The organism is Bacillus sp. 17RED48 (assembly GCF_019837545.1).
GTDB lineage: Bacteria > Bacillota > Bacilli > Bacillales > Bacillaceae_G > Bacillus_A > Bacillus_A wiedmannii.
Genome location: NZ_JADAXG010000003.1, coordinates 200,419 through 219,299, shown reverse-complemented (window position 1 = coordinate 219,299; position 18,881 = coordinate 200,419). Strand labels below are relative to the sequence as shown.

Genomic DNA, 18,881 nt, shown 5'->3' with positions numbered 1-18,881 from the left:
TATTTTAAAACCAATCAAAAATCTTCCTAACTGAAAAATCTTCATTCTGATTGTTCAATCTTTTCATTTTTGAAGGTAACAAATGATGAGGACAATACCACGTTAAACAATTTATTGCGCCTCCCATTGTCGATATTTCTCCTACATGAATTTGAATAGCTTGTTTCTCCGTATGCTTTTGAATATATCGTAACACTTCCCGATCTTTAGCTAATCCAAACTTAGGAACGTAAATCGTATCACATGTTCCTAACATATTTATATACAACCCTTTTGCCGATGCTATTTCTTGATCATATTGTCCCTTTTCTGTATATGATGATGGAACAACTATAAATTCAGCTTCTGGCATTTGCTCTTGAATAACCTCTTGAACATTATATCTAAATTCATGATCTCCTAAAAAATCACTAATAAACATCGTATGTTCATCAATAAATTTAACCATTCCGTCTGCATGCGCAAGTACGTCCCCTTCTTCAGCAGGAATAATAATAACGCGGCTCACATCCAAATCCCATTCCAGTTGCTCTATAATTTCTTCTTCCGTCCAATCATCATTATCATCAAATATGCGTTCCGTTAATATAACAGTATCTTTTTTATTCCAAATAAGATTTCCACCGTCTAATATCAATGGAGACTTCACATATTCAAAGTCGTTCTTTTTCAACCATTTATTAAATTGTTGATCTAAATATTGCCATTGATCTTTCGGTAAGTAATTTGGTTGATATTTAAATTTAACTAAATGATTTATTACAACTGGTGCAACATCCCTTAACCAAATATCATCATACTCAAAAAAGCTTGTATGAAAGCCTTGCACTTCAACAGATAAAGAAACAAGTTGATCAGTACATGCTTTATTTTCATTTAAGTATTCATTAAAATAAATCAGGTCTTCATAAAATGGTCGATAATACTCATTTGATTTATCTGGTATTGCAGTAAAAATAATTCCATTATGTTTTTGTTCCATAATATTTACCTCGCTTTTTAATAATGGTTAAATAACTAATTTCACTATGCCAACTATTTCTCTTTTCATAACAATTTTCGAAACGTGCACATTTTCATGAATGGATTATAGCACGGAGAAATATTATATATTTATATAAAAAATATATAGCCGTGGTTGAGCGAAAAATTGACTCTTGACAGTATTTTAAATAGGAAAGTATGAAATTGAATAATAGAATCATCAGCCCTATCATTATGAAACTAGTTAATATTATTCCTTTCAATGCCCTTGCTCCTTTTTGCGAAAAATAAAACATGACAAAATAGATAAAGGTAACAATGTACCTATTTTGTCGGAAGGTTGCTGAATTTCAATCGATTATTTCAATTGAATCGGTTGTTGCTGTGTAACACAATGAATCATGCCACCATTTTTATACAGCTCTCTCACATCAATACCAACTACTTTACGATCTGGGTATAACTTCTGAATCGTATCGTTTGCGATTTTATCATTCGGATCATTATAATTAGGCACCAACACCACAGTATTACCAATATAATAATTGATATACGATCCTTTATAATCGAGAACTTTTCCATTTTCTAAAGCAACTTTATCTTTACTAAGCGGTAAGTATTCATACTTATATTTCTTTCCTGACGCATTTTTTGCATCTAACAACGTATCCATATCTTTGTTTGACAAACCCCATTCGGCTAGGTCATCTTCTTTCATCGTTACAATCGTAGATTTACCATGGAATTTAGCAAAACCATCAATATGAAAGTCAGTAATATCTAAATTAGGCACCCCGTCTAACCAAATAAAGTTTGTTACCCCAAGGTCACTTATATATTTTTCAATTTCCTTTTCTGATAAATCTGGATTTCTATTTTTATTCGTTACAGCACTCCGGGTTAATAATGCTGTACCGTTGCTGTCTAATTCAATTGCGCCGCCTTCAAGGACAAATTTTCCCCAATCAATTCTTTCGATCCCTAATTGTTTACTAACATTCTCACGAATACGAGCATCATTTTTATAAGGAGTTTTCTTCCCCCAACCATTAAATGCTGGATCTAATATTTTAAGATTTTTATTATTGTCATAAACAAAAATTGGTCCACTATCTCTTGCCCATACATCATCAGTAGGGGCGATAAAGAAATCAACTTTATCCATATTCAGTCCTTTATCTATTAAAAGCTTATTAATTCGCTCTTTCTCCTCCTCATCGTATGCAACAATGTGGACTTTTTCACCTTCAGTTAAAGAGCTTGCCATCTTAACCCAAATCGGTTCAACTTCCTGCTTATACTCTTCACCATATGTGTATTCATGAGGCCATTGCAGCCATGTACCTTCATGTTTATCTTTTTCATCTGGCATCGTATATTTCCCAACTTTTTTCTGTACCTCTACTTTTCCATTCTCTTTGCCTTTTACATTTTCTTTACCACCTTCAAAAGAACAACCACTAATAATCGTTGTAGATAATGTAGCTATTAAACAAAACTTTACTACTTTTTTCACCTTTTCATCCTCCTGTTCTTACCTCCAATAATGTAAAGCTTCACATAGTGTGAAGCTCAAGCTTTTTCTTCAATGTAAAAATTCCCAATTATTCTTTACAGTCATATCATTTAACTACCTATATGTATTTATTCAACTACCTTCCTTACCTACTTATTTAGCACGCTGAACTTTACGAAATAAAAAAATCGGTATTGATCATTACATATCAATACCGACTTTTAAAATTATTATTTTCCTTCTATTAAATCATTCGCCATTTTCCTAAACTCCTGATTAAACGTATCATTCATACCATTTTGTACGTTAGAGAATAATATGACAAACGTTCGTTTATCCCGGTTAAAGTTATTAAATGTATTCCAACCAGCTAATACACCATGGTTATGATAATAATCTGGATTAGTATAGAAACTAAATCCATATTTTCTTACAGGTGATGCAGTAAACATATCTGATACACTTTGTTTAGAAATCAACTTTCCATCCATAATAGCCTCATCTAATCTTTTCATATCTTCAACAGTCGTATACATTTCACCACACCCATACAACCAGTTCATTTTTAAGCGGGGTGCAGCTATTAACTCATTATCTTTTTTCATATAACCTTCTGCTAAGAAAATATCTTCAGGGAGAGTTGCACCCATTCCAGATTCATGCATTTCAACAGGCGTAAAAATATTTTCTTTCACATATTCAGCGAGCGGTTTATTCGATATCTTTTCTACAATATACGCAAGCACCATATAATTATAATCTGTATATTTCCACCCAGTCCCTGCAGAAAATTGCAATTTTTGTGCACCAATCCACGTTACTAACTTTAATCGTGACGCCGCATCAACCCTACCTTGTCCCTGATCTGGCAACCCAGACGTATGTGTTAACAAATTTCGTAACGTAATGTTTTTATCTGCCGGAAATGATGGAATATATTTATTTACATTGTCTTCAATATTTAATTTCCCTTTTTCTTTTAGCTGCATAATAGATATTGCAACGACTGTTTTCGTAATAGAACCAATACGATATTTCGTTCTCGGCGTTGTTACTACTTTATCTTTCACATTCGCATATCCATAACCTTTTCGTAAAACCACATGATCTTTACTAGCTACCAGAACACTCCCATTAAACCCTTTATCTTTTAAGTATTGATCTAGTTTTCCAGCTACAACTTCATAGCGTTTTTTCTCATTTGCATCAACTTCTTGCATATCGTCCTTTTGCTTACTATTTACATTAGAAAATGCCTTTATATCATATTTCTTACCTTTATGTGCATGTATTAGTGCAACGACACTCCCACAAAAAATAGCAAAAATAAAGAAAACGATTAACCATTTCTTTAACATACTAGGAACCCTCTTTTATCTAGTTTCAATTAACGTACATCCATTTTGTTCTATATCTTTTAATTTTCAAATATTTTATAATACTACCTATCTATTATTCACCTATTTAAACTAGATTCCTTTTTCTCATATTCAGTTTTTGGCTACTCTCTATTGTATTTCTTTCTTGCAAAATTTCCACCTTACAATCGGATACACCCTACTATAATTTCAACAGCTTATGTAACATTTGTTACACATACTAAAAAATGGAGTTGTTACGATGAAAAATACTGATAAACGCAATCGTTTAAATGATATGATGTTCCATTACAAAGTAACAAAAAATAACATAGTTTTAATTGAATATTACGGAAAATGAATTAAAGTATTAAAAGGAAATGATGCTGAAAAATTTTTAAACAAAATAAATCATGCACATAACGATACAGAAAAACAACTCATTATGGCTAAAGTAACAGGTAATTTCAAAAGAGGCAATGAACGTCATTGAAAACGAATCTCATTTATCTTTTGATTATACAACATATAAAAAAGAAATGTCGCACATTCGGCATTTCTTTAGATTTTCTTCATATAAAATTTACATTACTAACTTTCTTTTATTTTTTGTTTTTACTATATAAACTCACTGCCGAGATACATAGTAATAACACTATACATAACCACGCATACGTATAGCCTTTTTCATCTACAATATAACCAAATAAAACAGGTGCAACAACAATCGCAATTTGATTGAATGTAAGTGCCAAACTAACTGTTATTCCAACACATTCTTCACTTGCCAATTCAGCAACTTCGACGATAAAAAGACTAAACCATCCAATTGAAAAGAAGCCTAACAATGCACTTACACCATACAATACTCCACTCGTTACTGTATGTATGCACATTACTAACAATAGAATCAAACCGATAGAAGCGCAGACAGCTATAAATAAAGGTATGCGCCGATTCCCCTTATAAAACAAATCACTACTAGCTGCTAATGCAACACGACCAATCATTCCAGAAAAGAACATCACTGAAAATACGGTTCCAGCTACAATAGATGTGATAGATTGTTCCTTTACTAAAAATTTCATAAAGTGCCCAACTAACACCATTTGCAATGAAATCATGCAAATACCCGTTATATAAATTGGATACAACTCTTTTTTGCATATCACTACTTTTAGCTGCGTCCAAAAAGAAATTTTAATATGTTCTTTCCTTACTTCCTCCTGAACATATGGCTCTTTATAAAACATAAAAAATAATAAACCTCCAATTATACAAATGCATGCCATACTATTTATCCCGTAAGTCACATTATATTGTATTGTAAGAAAAGGGATTAATACTCCTGCTAAAGCACCACCAATCGGTATACCCGCTTGCCTTATTCCCATCGCTAATCCACGATTTTCTTTTGAGAACCATTTTAAAATCACTTTACTTCCTCCTGGCTGGGAAACACTATAAAACATCCCTACTAATAAAAGTACAAATAACAGTCCATTAAATCCATTTACTATATTAGTTAGTAAAAGCGAACCTCCTAGCAAAAATGAACTTATAGAAATTAATAATTTTTCATTATATTGATCAAGTAGCCGACCGACAAACAGCATACAAAATAGCGGTCCAATATTTACAACACTTACTAACAATCCACTCTCCGTATTCGTAAGTCCATATTCTTCTTTCCAAAATAACGCCAAAACTCCAACACCATACGTTATAAGTGTCGCTGTTGTTTGAGCAATCGTCGCAACAATTAACATCATCCACTTATAATTTCTATTCATCCTTTCTTCGATTAACAAAATAATCCCTCCATCCACTTTCATTGTATGAAAGTTCTGATATCATATAAAATAAAGATTCATTATATAATCCATCAAAAAAAATGATACCTTTTCGGAGGGATACTACGTGGACATAAAAGATTTAACTGTATTTTACGAAGTTGCGAAGGAAAGTAATATTTCTCACGCAGCTAAAAATTTGAACTATGTACAATCAGGCGTAACAATGCGTATGAAACAACTAGAAAATGAATTAGGTGTGCCTTTATTTTACCGTAACGGAAAAGGTGTAACTTTAACTTCTAACGGTGAAATTTTATTAACATACGCTAAACAAATTATCCACTTAATGAATCAATCTATAAAAGCGGTTCAAAGTAATGGAACTGAGCCAAAGGGCACGTTGAAAATTGGATGTACAGAATCTACAACTGCGGTAAGGCTTCCCTCTATATTAACGGCCTACTATGAGAAACACCCAAAAGTCGAATTGATTTTAGAAACAAATACGACCGAACAACTAATTAGGCTAGTGTTAGAAAGAAAACTAGACGGAGCGTTTATAGCTGGCTCTACTCAGCACGCTGAACTTCATACAAGTGTATTTCGTGAAGAAGAATTAGTTCTCATTAGTAAAAAACCTTTACCCTCTCTTAAAGACATAGAAGATATGAATTTACTCGCTTTTAGTCACGGTTGCTATTATAGAAGTTTATTAGAAGACTGGCTTCAAGAAGTAGGAATCTCACCTAAACGAGTATTAGAGTATGGAACAATTGAAGCGATACTCGCATGTGTAAAATCAAATATGGGCGTAGCAATTATGATGAAATCTATTTTAAATGATCATGCACATAACTTATCATTCAATCCTTTACCAAATAGATTCAAAAAAGTTCCTACTACTTTTATTATTAGAAAAGATCTATATTACTCAGCTGCATTACAAAAATTTATGGAGATGATTCACAATGCGTGAAAAGAAAATACGTGGGATGAAGCGTAAAACAAATACGATGATAAAACGAATTGAAGAACATACAAAAACGTTCCCTTCTGCTTTCTATGACGATGAATATTGGTATATGCTATTACCAGTTTCTCAAGCTTTTATCAATTCATGTAAAACACCTAGCAAAGTAAAACGATTGTGTATACAAACCTTATTAAATCAAGCACAGCATTTAATAAAAATAAAACCGAGCGATACACATACATATCGAGTTGTTGTTTTAATTTCTATAGAAAATTTATGGAGATCGCAAATTATCGTATTTAAAAACGATGACTACTTTCAAAATTTTTTCAATAGAAATAATGAATTTCAAAAATGGATTTCTCTTTCAAATGAGTCTGATTTTTGGAAGACATGGGGAATTTCAATTTGTCCTACTGCCCAAACATTGCACTTTGAAGAAGTCATTTATAATGAGGATGCAATCGATGAAAAAGAGATTTGGTTTGTTGGAGAATTATCTTAAAAGGGGTACTTTCAAATGAAAAACTTCCCTTTTTCCACTTAATAAAATCGCTATATAATGAATTTATCATTTTACTATATAGGAGGTTTTCACATGGTAATCCCTAAATATCCTGATGTCCCTACTCTTACGAAAAAACAAATCTACCAAATTACAGAAATCACTTTTCTAAAAGAAATAACACCACAAAAATGTGATGCCATTTTCGTTTTCGGCGGTTCTCATTCTGGCAATTGGCAAACTCCACTAAAAGCTTATCAACAAGGTTTAGGAAAGCAAATTATCGTTACAGCTGGTACTAGTTTGCATGGCATGAAGCATCCGAGCTGGAATTACGGGGAATTGTCAGAAGCAGAAGTAATTGTAAATAAATTAATTGAACCAGGCGTACCAAAAGACGCTATCCTATTCGAGACAAACTCCCTCCATTCTATTGCTAATGTAATTGAAGCGAAAAAGATTTTTGATTTCACAAAGATTAATCGGCTACTATTTGTATGCAAAAGTTTAGGAGCTGGTCGGCAATATAGAGTATTAAAAAAACATCTACCTAAAACTATTACTTGTATCCCATATACATTTGATACAAGTTTCGATGGTTAGTTTATAATGAATAGATATAATTGAATGGAAGATGAAAAGAGTCGCTCTATGATTTTTGGAGAATACTTGAGAAATGTTTGCTACGGTAGAAAAGGCGGCATTGAGCCACCTGAAAAAGAAGTTCAAGGTTTAGAGGAATATGTATCCTACTACTATAATCTAGCATAATAGAAAAAGGTATACCCAAAACAACGGTATACCTTTTCACCTATTTATTTTTCCTTTAGCACACTATGTAATCGATCAGGATAATTTGTAAACATTCCTGTAGCACCCCATTTAATTAATAATCTCATATCTTGTTTCTCGTTAATTGTATACGGGTGAATTAACAATCCATTTTTCCTAGCCATTTTCATATATGACTCATCAATAATTATTTCTCCGTTATCATTACGTAAGTTCGGTCCAATACCAACTGCATACTTTTTAATTTCTTGAAAATCATCATTCGTTACACTTTTCGGTTCATGTGTAATACCAGACCATTCAACAATCTCATTGTTTTCATTTGGATAATACCAAAGCAGTTGAACTAACGGAATATTTTTATTCATACTATGAATCTTTGTTAAACTATCTTTACTAAATGATTGAATCATAACACGACTAGATGACATGTTTTGACCTACTAAATTATATTTATTTAACAATGCTAACAATTTCTCTTCCATTCCTGGATACACATCTGGTGATTTTGTTTCAATGTAATACTTCATGCTTCTACCGTACTTTTGGAAGATTTCTTCAAGAGTCGGAACTTTTTGACCAACGTACTCTTGCTTAGCCTTTTCTGGATAAGCTTTATTGAACCAAGATCCAGCATCTAAGCTCTTTATTTCATTTAACGTTTTATCTCGTACTTCACCTGTTCCATTTGTAGTACGATCAACTGCTGTATCATGCATTGCAATTAATTGGCCATCCTTAGTTAATTGAATATCTAACTCCAAATAATCCGCTTTCATTTTTTTCACAAGATCATAAGAAGCAAAAGTATGCTCCGGTGCATGTCCACTTGCTCCACGATGTGCAATGTTTAAAAATTTATTCGTATTCCATTCATGCTTCCCTTCTACTTTCGCATGAACAGCTCCCCCAGCAAAAACACTTCCCATCGTAAAGAAAATAACTAATACGCTAATAATTTTTCTCATCCTTCTAACCCTTCCTACGTTGCAAATTTCAACAAGTTAATGAGATTTACACGAAATAGAAGATATACTTTTATTATTTTTATAAGTTTATATTAAAATTCCAATCTTACAAATATAATTCCCCTATGTTATTACTATACTATTTATTTTCTTTATCCCTCCTTTTACATGTAACCCCCTACTGTTTACTGTTCGTTCAATAAAAAAAGCCATAAATTATTTAGAGGACACTTCTGTATCCCTAAATAAATTTATGGCTTATCTCAAATATCTCCGGCCTCGATTAACTTGTCGAAATTAATCATACCAAACCTATTAAAATTTGTGAATATTATTTTTTCAGTACGGTGAAGCTTTAATCAGTATAAGTTATATATCTATCTCATACTAATTAGTATTTGAACACATCGAATTTTTCTGTACAGCCTAATTCCTATCTAACTTCTTTAATTTCCATTCATACAAGATAAAATTCTATGGTCATTTGACGTGATATTTACGTAAATCTAGGTTTTACTTAATTACAAATTCTTAATTTCGTATATCCTTTCTTGCAAGTTTAGTTTTCTTTTGAGATTGTAGTATATTTACATGCCCCGAGGCAGCCATGGCTTGTCTCCTTTTCTTCCTTGACAATTTAGGCTGCTTTTGAGACTGTAATTCTTTTAAATGTCCCGAAGTAATACCTTGTTTTCTAAAATCAAAGTAAAAATACAAATGTGTACTTAGGGCTAAGAACACAACGGAAAAAAATGAGGCGAGAATGATTAATAAAATAGCCATAGCCTTTTGGCCCAAAATTCCAATACTAACTTGACCAATCATATAACCTAAACTCGAAAAAAATACAATTCTAGGAATTTTCACACCTTGATTAGTTGTCCCCCTTAAGCGGGCTGTAAAATATTTAATCCAGAATAATTCAGATTTATAAACAATTAAACTATATGCAATAAGCGATAGAATAAAAAATAAAGGTGACTCTATTTCTACGAATTCATAAGCTAACTTTTGCACAGCTATAAAACTACAAAATGAAATACTTAACGAAACAAATCCAGAATATAGTAAATGTTGCAATTGAGGCTGCCGAGGCTTATAAATGGAAACCCAAATCCCCCATAGATTACATATCACATAAAACGGTAAAGCTACGTAAGAGTATAAATTGTACGGTGGAAATATGAATAAAATGATAAGTAGAAAAAAATTCATGAAAACCCACATAAAGGCTCCTACAACATTCCTTATATCAAATGGTATTAATATTCGTATACAATCAACTATGTTGTTGCCATTATATTTGTCCATTATGCATCCCATCCATTTCCTTCCTCTTCAAATCAATATATACCCATATATATACTCCAGATATACTAAGCACAATAGCAAATAAAGAAAAGACTAAAATTAAGACCGTCGCTAAACCGTTTTGTGATAATGTACCTATACATATTTGTCCAATAACATATCCCAATCCTGATAAATAAACAATTGGAGAAATTTTTATATTGTCATTTTCTTCATTGTTTAATCGCCTTAAAAAACTTTTCATTCCAATAGAAATCAATTTATAGATTGTAAGAATGTAAAGCAGAAAAGTAACAATAAAAAACAGAGGTGTTTCAATTTTAATAAAAGTATATGCAATCTTTTGAATCACTATAAAGCTACCAAAAGAAAAAGTTATCCCCATAAATCCATTATATAAAATGTGTACCAACCTTGGCTCATTTGGTTTACAAAAAAACACCCATACCCCCCATATATTAGCAATCAAAAGAAAAGGTAAAATTATATATAAGTATATAGTAAAGGTTGGAGGAAATAAAAATGGGGTTAAAATCATAAAATTAATAACTACCCACACCATAACGACACTCGATCTTACACTGTCAGGCATCAATTTCTGAATAATTTGTTCTGTGCTTTTTCCGTGGTATTTTTCCATATTACTCTCCTAAAAACTAAAAAATTTTATCTAAAGTTGCTCCGATTACAATCGTAACCTCATTATCAAATATACTAATTCATGCATATATTTATTTGATAAAATAATAGATTAAATATTCAAACAATATCACTCTCTAGCGTAATATATAATCTCTAGGAAAAATAATACAATAAAAAGATAATCTAATCTAGCGATAGATATCACTTAAAACTAAAAACTGAAAAAATTCTAACAAAAAAGGGGATTAATTTACATATATTTTTATAATAATAATGTCTCTTCACTAAACAATTTTATTTTGTAAGCCAAAAAAATAGAAGTATCGTCCTATATTAGACAATACTTCCTTAGTTACTTAAAAGTCACATAATAAATTACCCATTACCTCTTCAAGCATTACATCTGGATTTACTACCTCTTTTTTCGAACGCCATCCTATAAAGCCATCTGGTCTAATTAATACAGCTCCTCCATTCTCTATCTCATATAATTCACAAATAACATTTTCTTGAGCAATAAAGTCTCCGCTTAACCCTACTCCATACACTTTAATATTTATTCCTAATCTAGATGAAACATCACATACAGCTTCAGCCCAAGAACTATTGTCTACTCCAGTAAGTAATACAAAATTGTTACCAAATAAGTCTAATATAGAAGCTTCTTTCCCTTTATACATCCCCAAAAAGTGCGGTGCTCGTGTTCCAGGTCTTCCATTCAACTCTACGGTATCCATTCTATGTGGAGTGGCTGAATCATCTATTATTGCTTCTGAACAATACTGATACCCAACAGTTACAGCTAAACCATCCATATTATTCGAACTACCTTCTTCTCTATTCGCAGCACGGAATAATAAACTACTCGCATAATTCGTCGTTAATTTTGCAACAGGATATCTCTCTTCATAATATGTTTCTAACAATTTGGGTTTTGCCTTCCCTTTTATAACAGCCGCTAATTTCCAAGCTAGATTGTGCGCATCTTGTATTCCTGTATTTGAACCAAACCCTCCAGTTGGCGGCATAATATGTGCAGAGTCGCCAACTAAAAAAATGCGATTATCTTGAAATTTTGTAGCAGTACTTTCAGTCGCTTCCCACGGTAAAACACTTACTATTTCTGACTCAACATTTGTGCTTCCAATTGCGGTTTGAATAATTTGTTTACAACGTTCTATAGTGAAATCCTCTGGTCGCTCTCCTTTTAATGGATCGTAGGATACATGGTAAATCCATCTTCTTGCGTTATCAACTGGAATAAGCGCACCAAGAACTTCCGGATGAAGTACCATAGAAAAACCAAATGCATCTCCTTGTATAAACTCACTTAAATCCGCTTCAAAATAAATATTCATATAATAGCCACCGATTGTACCTCTTCCCTCAGTACGTATCCCTAGCTGCTCACGTATTTTACTTTTTGCCCCATCTGCTGCAATTACATAGTCACAATGAATAATACTTTCTTCTTCCGTTTCACGATTCCGAATCGTCGCTATTACTCCGTGCTCATTTTGTTCATAAGAAGCTAATTCATGATAAAAAGATAATTCTCCGCCTAATGTTCTCGCTTTTTGTAACATCATCTCTTCTAAAATAATTTGATAACAAGCCGTTTGTTTTGATGGACTAATCTCTTCTATTTTTTGAAGTAACTTTTCATCGTTTCCATACTGATTCGCCCTCATTTGTGCCAATTCTTCCTTATTCGCCTCAGCTATTGTATGAACTGCTATTCTTCCTCGGCAATTTTCTAACGCTTTACTCGCTGATCTAATTCTTTGTTCTAAACCCAATTCTCGAAATAACTCCATCGTACGAAAAGTGATTCCACCTGCTTTCGGATGAATTGCAGTAGACGAGTGCCTTTCAATCAGTAAATAATCAACGTTATGTTTTGCAAGGAATAACGCAGATGCTAACCCTGATAATCCTCCTCCAACAATTAAAACTGGTACATCATTCGATTTCATATATTTACCCTCCACATCATTGTTCTGAGCTCAGTGACATAAATATAATCAAAAAAACAACAAAGATATAGACTTATATTTCATTTTAAATTATCATATAGATAGATTACGCCCCAAATTACTTTTACTTTTTCATACATCTATAATCTTCTTGAATTATGCATGTATGAAAGAGTAAAACGAAACAACTCACTTTAGTAAACACCAAAATAATAAAAACATGATAAGCGGTCGTAACCCTATAAATTATAAAGGGTTACGACCGCTTAATTTTTTCGTCAATGGATTAACCTTACTCATCTGTAAACAACGTATGATTAAACCCTTTTCTATCCCCTACCATTTTCAACAAATAAAATTTCATTCGTCTCGATTTTCTTTCCCAATATTGCAGCTCATTCAACAATCATGTAGCATTACCATATCGATGTAATGGTCCATCATCTTAAACCTTTCGACTAATTCATTGGAGGTAACGTGATTGAAATGAATAAACAAGAACAATTAAATGTTATAAAAAAAGATTTTGTTGATTCTCAAAAAGTATTATTGGCAATTGGCGATGAAACACGCCAAGCTATTTTGTTAGTTCTCATGGAAACGGAATGTCAAACCGGATTACGTGTAGGAGAAATTACGAAGCAAACACACCTTTCTCGACCAGCCGTATCACATCACCTTAGAATTTTACGAGAAGCCGGTATTATTTTAATGCGAAAAGAAGGTACAAAAAACTTTTATTATATTGATATACGTACAAAATTAGGTGTATTAAAAAATCTTGTATTAGATATTGAAAAATTGTTGCACAACTTTTATTGAAGTGTGGAGGGATAAGAAATGAAAGCAATGATAATTGATAAGTATGGAAAAGTTCCAATGCGTATGGCAGAAGTGCCTACTCCTGAAATAAATGAATATGAAGTACTCGCAGAAATTCATGCAGCTAGTATTAACCCAATTGACTTTAAAATACGCGATGGAAAAGTAAAGATGTTACTTAAATATGAAATGCCCTTAATTCTTGGTAATGACTTTTCCGGTGTCATCGTAAAGGTTGGATCAAAAGTGACTCGTTTTAAAACCGGCGATGCAATATATGCACGTCCAAGAAAAAATAAGATCGGTACTTTCGCGGAATATATAGCCATTCATGAGGATGATATAGCTTTAAAACCAAAAAATTTAAGTTTTGAGGAAGCGGCGTCGATTCCTCTCGTTGGCTTAACATCATATCAAGCACTACATGACATCATGCAACTAGAAAAAGGACAAAAGATTTTAATTCACGCTGGATCTGGTGGTGTTGGTACTTTCGCAATTCAGTTAGCAAAAATAATGGGTGCTACCGTTACAACAACTGCTAGTGAAGCTGGTGCTGATTTAGTAAAGTCTCTTGGCGCAGATAAGATTATTAATTACAAAACAGAAAAATTTGAAGAAATACTAAAAGATTATGATGCAGTATTTGATACAATCGGCGGTACAACACTTGAAAAATCATTCAATATTATAAAAAGCGGCGGCAACATTGTTTCCGTTTCAGGAGTGCCAAACGCTCGATTCGGTAAAGAATTTGGTTCTGGATTTTTTAAAACACTCTTATTTTCATTAGCAAGTAAAAAACTTACTGCACTTGAAAAAAAGCATAATGCTCAATATTCATTTTTATTTATGAAGCCAAGCGGGGATCAATTACGTACTATCGCAAACTATATTGAAGCTGGAAAAATCAAACCGGTAATCGATCGAGTTTTCCCTTTTGAAGATGCTCAAAAAGCAATGGAATACTCAGAGGCTGGAAGAGCAAAAGGAAAAATCATTGTAAAAATAAAATAAATATAAAGACTCCATTTTCTTAAAATGGAGTCTTTATATTTACTGTTAAATAGACATAGTGCAGTGAAGTCCTTACAATAGATTGCAAGGGGAAATATCATATTATACTTTTAGCTAATTTTACAAAGAATACATACGTACAAATACATAATAAAAAAATAAACAAGGAGGAGATAAAATGACTAAAAATAATGAAGCTGGTTGGAATTTAGATAATAGTTACACGAATCTACCACAAACATTTTATACAGAAATCCCCCCTACTCCCGTAAGTTCACCGGAGCTAGTTAAACTAAATCATTCACTAGCAATATCTCTTGGCTTTAATCCTGAAGAATTGAAAAAAGAAGCTGAAATTGCTATTTTCGCTGGTAATGCACTCCCAGAAGGAGCTCATCCATTAGCACAAGCGTATGCCGGTCATCAATTCGGACATTTTAATATGTTAGGCGACGGTCGTGCTCTTTTAATTGGCGAACAAATTACTCCTTCAGGTAAACGTTTTGACATTCAACTGAAAGGTTCTGGCCCTACTCCGTATTCACGACGCGGTGATGGTCGTGCTGCACTCGGTCCGATGCTACGTGAGTATATTATTAGTGAAGCAATGTATGCACTCGATATTCCAACTACTCGCAGTTTAGCAGTTGTTACAACTGGCGAACCAACATATCGTGAAACAAAGTTACCTGGAGCAATTTTAACTAGAGTCGCTAGCATTCATATACGTGTCGGCACATTTCAATATGCTGCAGCTCGCGGTTCTATCGAGGATCTTCAATCACTAGCTGACTATACGATAAAAAGGCATTATCCAGAAATTGAGGCTCATGAAAACCGATATACTGCATTACTACAAGAAGTCGTAAAGAAACAAGCAAGTCTCATCGCTAAATGGCAACTTGTTGGATTTATCCATGGTGTAATGAATACTGACAATATAACGATTAGTGGAGAAACGATTGATTACGGCCCTTGTGCATTTATGGACAATTACGACCAAGGAACTGTATTTAGCTCTATTGATACACAAGGTCGCTACGCATATGGGAATCAGCCATATATGGCCGCATGGGACCTTGCGCGATTAGCAGAATCTTTAATACCTATTCTGCACGAAGATGAAGAAGAAGCATTAAAGATTGCTCAAGACGAAATTTCAAAATTTAGCGTACAATATGAAAACAATTGGTTCCTTGGAATGAAAAAGAAATTAGGACTATTTAGCAACGAGGAACAAGATCAATCACTTATTGAGCAACTTTTAAAAATGATGGAGAAACATAAAGCCGATTATACAAATACATTCCGTTCATTAACTCTTAATACGCTCGAAAATACAGCTCTATTTGAAAGTCCTGAATTTAACGAATGGTACAAACTATGGCAATCTCGATTAGAAAAACAAGAAGAATCGAAAGAAAACGCCTACGAAATGATGAAAAATAATAACCCATCCATCATCCCAAGGAACCACCGCGTAGAAGCAGCACTAGAAGCAGCTGTCACAAATCGCGACTATAGCGTAATGGAAAAACTTCTTGAAGCTCTATCAAATCCTTATGCGTATACTACAGATCAAGAAGAATACTGCGTTCCACCTGTACCGACGAATCGTCCTTATCGCACTTTTTGTGGGACTTGATTGTTTAATATAAAAAGGTGTGTTCATACAAATTGTGTGGGCGCACCTTTTTTATACTCTCTCCTCCGCTCTTTCTTTAACCAAAAATAAAAGTCACTCTATTCCAATGAGCTTAATAATAACTCTACTATACAAATGTTGAGAAATATAAAACATCATTTCTAAATATTGTTATTTTTGATACTATATTTTATAAGAATATTCAAAAAGTGAGGGGATTTCATGAACGTTCAACTACAAGGTAATGAACAAATTACGAAATTATTTAATGATTGGTATTTAGCTATGCTTAAACAAGATGTGTCTCAGGCGACAAACTTAAAGCATGAAATTGAGGAAAAGGAACTAAACTTTGAAGAAGATGAAAACTTAGCATTATATCATTCCTTACTAGACTTTCGATATAAAGTTTTAGTAGATAGTCTAAGTATTTCAAAAGATAGTTTTGATAAGATAGATTCTTATTCAATCTCATCTAACTATTCACTTTCTTACTACTATCATTTATTTAAAGCTATTCATGCTACTTTAACAACAAACTACAACTTAGCTAGCGAACATTACGAAAATGCTGAAAAGCTACTAGGAAATGTTTCAGATAAACTAGAGGAAGCAGAATTTAATTACAGATTCGCTATCTTTAATCAACATTTTTATAAACCTATTGAAGCAATTCAATATGCTAATAAAGCACGAGAAATCTTTTTCATGCAGAGAGATCACGAAAAAAATGTCGCTTCATGTGAAAGTGTTATAGGAGCAGCCTGTGTACAATTAAGACAGTACGAGCAAGCTGAAGAACACTACAACTCCGCAATCAATATTTTACAAAAACAAAATGAAGAATCTTTACTTTTAAGAGTGCGTAATAATTTAGGATGGCTATATGCTAATCAAAACTTATCGACATTAGCTATTCGTCATCTATCTGAAGTAACGACAAAAATGCCTACCCATTTCAAAGCAATTTTCTTACAAGCTAGGGAACATTCTAAACTTGATGAAATAAATATTGCTGATCAATTCATAAAAAAAGGATTAAAAATTTGTACAGAACTAAACAATGAAGAATATATGCTTCACTTTAAAATTTTAGAGTCTCTTAACAATAATGAGTCGACTGAAGACTTAGAAAATATTATCCTTGAAGGAATTGCGTATTTCGACAAAGAATCTTTATATAATTACACTCAAGAATATTCAGAAAAATTAGCGATTAAACTTTACGATGAAAATAATCACATAAAGGCAAGTGAGTATTTTCATAAAGCGTTACAAGCAAAAGAAAAAACTTTTGAGAAAGGGGCATTAAAATGATAAAAAAAATTGGTTCTATCTTACTAGGATTATCTGTTATTGGAATTGTGTCTATTGGGGTAAATAGCTCGTTTACATACCAAGCAAGTCATGCAGATTTCCCTGCACCACAAAGACCTGACTTTGTTCAATCTGTTGACGTAAGTAAAGACTACAACTCAACAACAGCTGAAAAAGCGCTTTAAAAACGAAAGACCTTCCATTAAGAAGGTCTTTTTTAAATGCACTTATTTTTGAATATTTCTTCATACAGGGCTTTCCATATGCCTCCGACGGGATTCGAACCCGTACTCCTTTCGTAAGCATAGGCTAAGGGGAACACGCTTCCCTACGGAATTTCACCGACAGGAATTCCACCTGTCTCAGCTTATTTGCTTTTCGGTGCTTCTGAAACCTTCGCCTTGCGACCCGGTGCGACATGTTTTCCGGCGCTCTTCCCTTCTAGAGCTACGGAGGCATTTTCTTTTAAGTAAAAATATATTTTCTACAAAACTAGCAAATTACCTTTATTTCACAGAACTCATTTTGTTTCTTTCATTAAACCCGCAATCCCCCTACTCCCCTCACTACCAACTTTCTCAAGTTCCTCCACAACTAATTTTCTTCTTGCCACAGAATGATTTTGACTTAACTTCGCTTTTCCTTCTATTTTATTTATCTTTATCTTAAAGCCCACTATACCTTTACTTAATCCCGCCATATAATTCGAATCTACCTCATTTAGCGAGTAGCTACTCTGTGGCTCTTCATATTTATGTACTAAATCTTGAAGAGAATTTAATAATTCCTGTTCATCCTCAACAACTTCTAACTCTCCATATACATGTACTGCAACATAGTTCCACGTTGGTACAGCTTTGTTTGTTTCATACCACGACGGCGATATGTAACTGTGTGGCCCTTGGAATATAGCGAGTACTTGTTGATTTCCACTATCTTTCCACTGTTCATTCGGACGTGCGAAATGGCCATGTAAAGTTAGAGTCTCCCTATTTAATAACAACGGTAAGTGCGTTGCATATGGTTCCCCGTTATGTTGAGAAAATAATGTCGCAAAGCTATTTTGTTCCATTATTTCGTAATTCATCTCTTCATCTTGTATTGCAAAATATTTTGGTACGTACATAAACTCCCTCTTTTCCGATCTTTTCTTTTTTATCTCCTATTATATTTAGTAATCGCAGCAATCAACAGGGACAGTTTGTCATTATTTTATAGTGGCAGCTTTCAATAAAAAAAGAATAGGCAGCATGTATTCC

At 33.1% G+C, this 18,881-nt stretch carries 16 protein-coding genes and 2 pseudogenes; 9 read left to right on the top strand and 9 right to left on the bottom strand.

Features of this window, described 5'->3' with window-relative positions:
* Positions 1–4 precede the first annotated feature (4 nt).
* The 3 genes from ILT06_RS13990 to ILT06_RS13980 all read right to left on the bottom strand — a co-directional run bounded on the left by ILT06_RS13990 (position 5) and on the right by ILT06_RS13980 (position 3,858).
* Positions 5–982 carry an agmatine deiminase family protein gene (locus ILT06_RS13990; protein WP_222655212.1) on the bottom strand — a complete coding sequence of 326 codons (978 nt, stop codon included), beginning with the start codon at positions 980–982 and terminating at the stop codon, positions 5–7.
* 360 nt (positions 983–1,342) lie between these two features.
* The gene (locus tag ILT06_RS13985; protein WP_142289328.1) at positions 1,343–2,500 is read right to left on the bottom strand and encodes an agmatine deiminase family protein; all 1,158 of its coding nucleotides are present in this window, start codon (positions 2,498–2,500) and stop codon (positions 1,343–1,345) included.
* Positions 2,501–2,730: 230 nt separating this feature from the next.
* Positions 2,731–3,858, bottom strand: coding sequence for a serine hydrolase domain-containing protein (locus ILT06_RS13980; protein ID WP_064476903.1), 1,128 nt, complete (start codon positions 3,856–3,858; stop codon positions 2,731–2,733).
* Positions 3,859–4,120: 262 nt separating this feature from the next.
* Between ILT06_RS13980 and ILT06_RS13975 the strand changes: the two are divergent.
* Positions 4,121–4,351: pseudogene (locus ILT06_RS13975) on the top strand (hypothetical protein).
* A gap of 109 nt (positions 4,352–4,460) precedes the next feature.
* Here ILT06_RS13975 and ILT06_RS13970 read toward each other — a convergent pair.
* Entirely contained in the window at positions 4,461–5,693 is a 1,233-nt protein-coding gene (locus ILT06_RS13970; protein ID WP_142289327.1) for an MFS transporter, read from the bottom strand.
* Positions 5,694–5,778: 85 nt separating this feature from the next.
* Here ILT06_RS13970 and ILT06_RS13965 point away from each other — a divergent pair, with 85 nt between their 5' ends.
* The 3 genes and pseudogenes from ILT06_RS13965 (at position 5,779) to ILT06_RS13955 (ending at position 7,903) form a co-directional block, all read left to right on the top strand.
* Positions 5,779–6,630: a LysR family transcriptional regulator gene (locus ILT06_RS13965; RefSeq protein ID WP_103655096.1), complete on the top strand. Its 852-nt coding sequence runs from the start codon at positions 5,779–5,781 to the stop codon at positions 6,628–6,630.
* Entirely contained in the window at positions 6,623–7,132 is a 510-nt protein-coding gene (locus tag ILT06_RS13960) for a DUF3916 domain-containing protein (protein WP_222655211.1), read from the top strand. The genes ILT06_RS13965 and ILT06_RS13960 overlap by 8 nt, the downstream gene beginning before the upstream one ends.
* Before the next feature lie 93 nt (positions 7,133–7,225).
* Positions 7,226–7,903, top strand: a pseudogene (locus ILT06_RS13955) (YdcF family protein).
* A gap of 44 nt (positions 7,904–7,947) precedes the next feature.
* On the opposite strand, the gene ILT06_RS13950 reads toward ILT06_RS13955, so the two are convergent.
* The 4 genes from ILT06_RS13950 to ILT06_RS13935 form a co-directional block, all read right to left on the bottom strand.
* The gene (locus tag ILT06_RS13950; protein ID WP_088047068.1) at positions 7,948–8,892 is read right to left on the bottom strand and encodes a glycerophosphodiester phosphodiesterase; all 945 of its coding nucleotides are present in this window, start codon (positions 8,890–8,892) and stop codon (positions 7,948–7,950) included.
* Positions 8,893–9,423: 531 nt separating this feature from the next.
* The gene (locus ILT06_RS13945; protein WP_098102230.1) at positions 9,424–10,215 is read right to left on the bottom strand and encodes a hypothetical protein; all 792 of its coding nucleotides are present in this window, start codon (positions 10,213–10,215) and stop codon (positions 9,424–9,426) included.
* Entirely contained in the window at positions 10,190–10,843 is a 654-nt protein-coding gene (locus tag ILT06_RS13940) for a hypothetical protein (RefSeq protein WP_088047067.1), read from the bottom strand. Before ILT06_RS13940 ends, ILT06_RS13945 begins: the two co-directional genes overlap by 26 nt.
* Before the next feature lie 358 nt (positions 10,844–11,201).
* On the bottom strand, positions 11,202–12,821 hold the full coding sequence (locus ILT06_RS13935; protein WP_222655210.1) for an FAD-dependent oxidoreductase: 1,620 nt from the start codon (positions 12,819–12,821) through the stop codon (positions 11,202–11,204).
* A 477-nt stretch (positions 12,822–13,298) separates the two neighbouring features.
* On the opposite strand from ILT06_RS13935, the gene ILT06_RS13930 reads away from it, so the two are divergent.
* From ILT06_RS13930 to ILT06_RS13910, 5 genes are all read left to right on the top strand, one after another.
* A complete protein-coding gene (locus ILT06_RS13930; RefSeq protein ID WP_088047065.1) occupies positions 13,299–13,643 on the top strand; it encodes an ArsR/SmtB family transcription factor in 345 nt (114 codons plus the stop codon).
* A gap of 18 nt (positions 13,644–13,661) precedes the next feature.
* Positions 13,662–14,660 (top strand): NADP-dependent oxidoreductase, encoded by a 999-nt coding sequence (locus tag ILT06_RS13925; RefSeq protein ID WP_088047064.1) that lies wholly within the window; start codon positions 13,662–13,664, stop codon positions 14,658–14,660.
* Between the two features lie 178 nt (positions 14,661–14,838).
* Positions 14,839–16,305 carry a protein adenylyltransferase SelO gene (locus ILT06_RS13920; RefSeq protein WP_222655209.1) on the top strand — a complete coding sequence of 489 codons (1,467 nt, stop codon included), beginning with the start codon at positions 14,839–14,841 and terminating at the stop codon, positions 16,303–16,305.
* Positions 16,306–16,527: 222 nt separating this feature from the next.
* Positions 16,528–17,622 carry a response regulator aspartate phosphatase gene (locus tag ILT06_RS13915; RefSeq protein WP_222655208.1) on the top strand — a complete coding sequence of 365 codons (1,095 nt, stop codon included), beginning with the start codon at positions 16,528–16,530 and terminating at the stop codon, positions 17,620–17,622.
* A complete protein-coding gene (locus ILT06_RS13910) occupies positions 17,619–17,807 on the top strand; it encodes a Phr family secreted Rap phosphatase inhibitor (RefSeq protein WP_222655207.1) in 189 nt (62 codons plus the stop codon). Before ILT06_RS13915 ends, ILT06_RS13910 begins: the two co-directional genes overlap by 4 nt.
* A 335-nt stretch (positions 17,808–18,142) precedes the next feature.
* Here ILT06_RS13910 and ILT06_RS13905 read toward each other — a convergent pair whose 3' ends face one another.
* Complete coding sequence (locus ILT06_RS13905; protein WP_222655206.1) at positions 18,143–18,748, bottom strand: FMN-binding negative transcriptional regulator; 606 nt, start codon at positions 18,746–18,748, stop codon at positions 18,143–18,145.
* Positions 18,749–18,881 lie beyond the last annotated feature (133 nt).

Coding starts and splice junctions, on each gene's coding strand:
- ILT06_RS13925 (WP_088047064.1), top strand. CDS start 13,662: ATGAAAGCAATGATAATTGATAAGTATGGAAAAGTTCCAATGCGTATG.
- ILT06_RS13940 (WP_088047067.1), bottom strand. CDS start 10,843: ATGGAAAAATACCACGGAAAAAGCACAGAACAAATTATTCAGAAATTG.
- ILT06_RS13960 (WP_222655211.1), top strand. CDS start 6,623: ATGCGTGAAAAGAAAATACGTGGGATGAAGCGTAAAACAAATACGATG.
- ILT06_RS13915 (WP_222655208.1), top strand. CDS start 16,528: ATGAACGTTCAACTACAAGGTAATGAACAAATTACGAAATTATTTAAT.
- ILT06_RS13920 (WP_222655209.1), top strand. CDS start 14,839: ATGACTAAAAATAATGAAGCTGGTTGGAATTTAGATAATAGTTACACG.
- ILT06_RS13990 (WP_222655212.1), bottom strand. CDS start 982: ATGGAACAAAAACATAATGGAATTATTTTTACTGCAATACCAGATAAA.
- ILT06_RS13910 (WP_222655207.1), top strand. CDS start 17,619: ATGATAAAAAAAATTGGTTCTATCTTACTAGGATTATCTGTTATTGGA.
- ILT06_RS13945 (WP_098102230.1), bottom strand. CDS start 10,215: ATGGGATGCATAATGGACAAATATAATGGCAACAACATAGTTGATTGT.
- ILT06_RS13970 (WP_142289327.1), bottom strand. CDS start 5,693: ATGAAAGTGGATGGAGGGATTATTTTGTTAATCGAAGAAAGGATGAAT.
- ILT06_RS13950 (WP_088047068.1), bottom strand. CDS start 8,892: ATGAGAAAAATTATTAGCGTATTAGTTATTTTCTTTACGATGGGAAGT.
- ILT06_RS13980 (WP_064476903.1), bottom strand. CDS start 3,858: ATGTTAAAGAAATGGTTAATCGTTTTCTTTATTTTTGCTATTTTTTGT.
- ILT06_RS13935 (WP_222655210.1), bottom strand. CDS start 12,821: ATGAAATCGAATGATGTACCAGTTTTAATTGTTGGAGGAGGATTATCA.
- ILT06_RS13905 (WP_222655206.1), bottom strand. CDS start 18,748: ATGTACGTACCAAAATATTTTGCAATACAAGATGAAGAGATGAATTAC.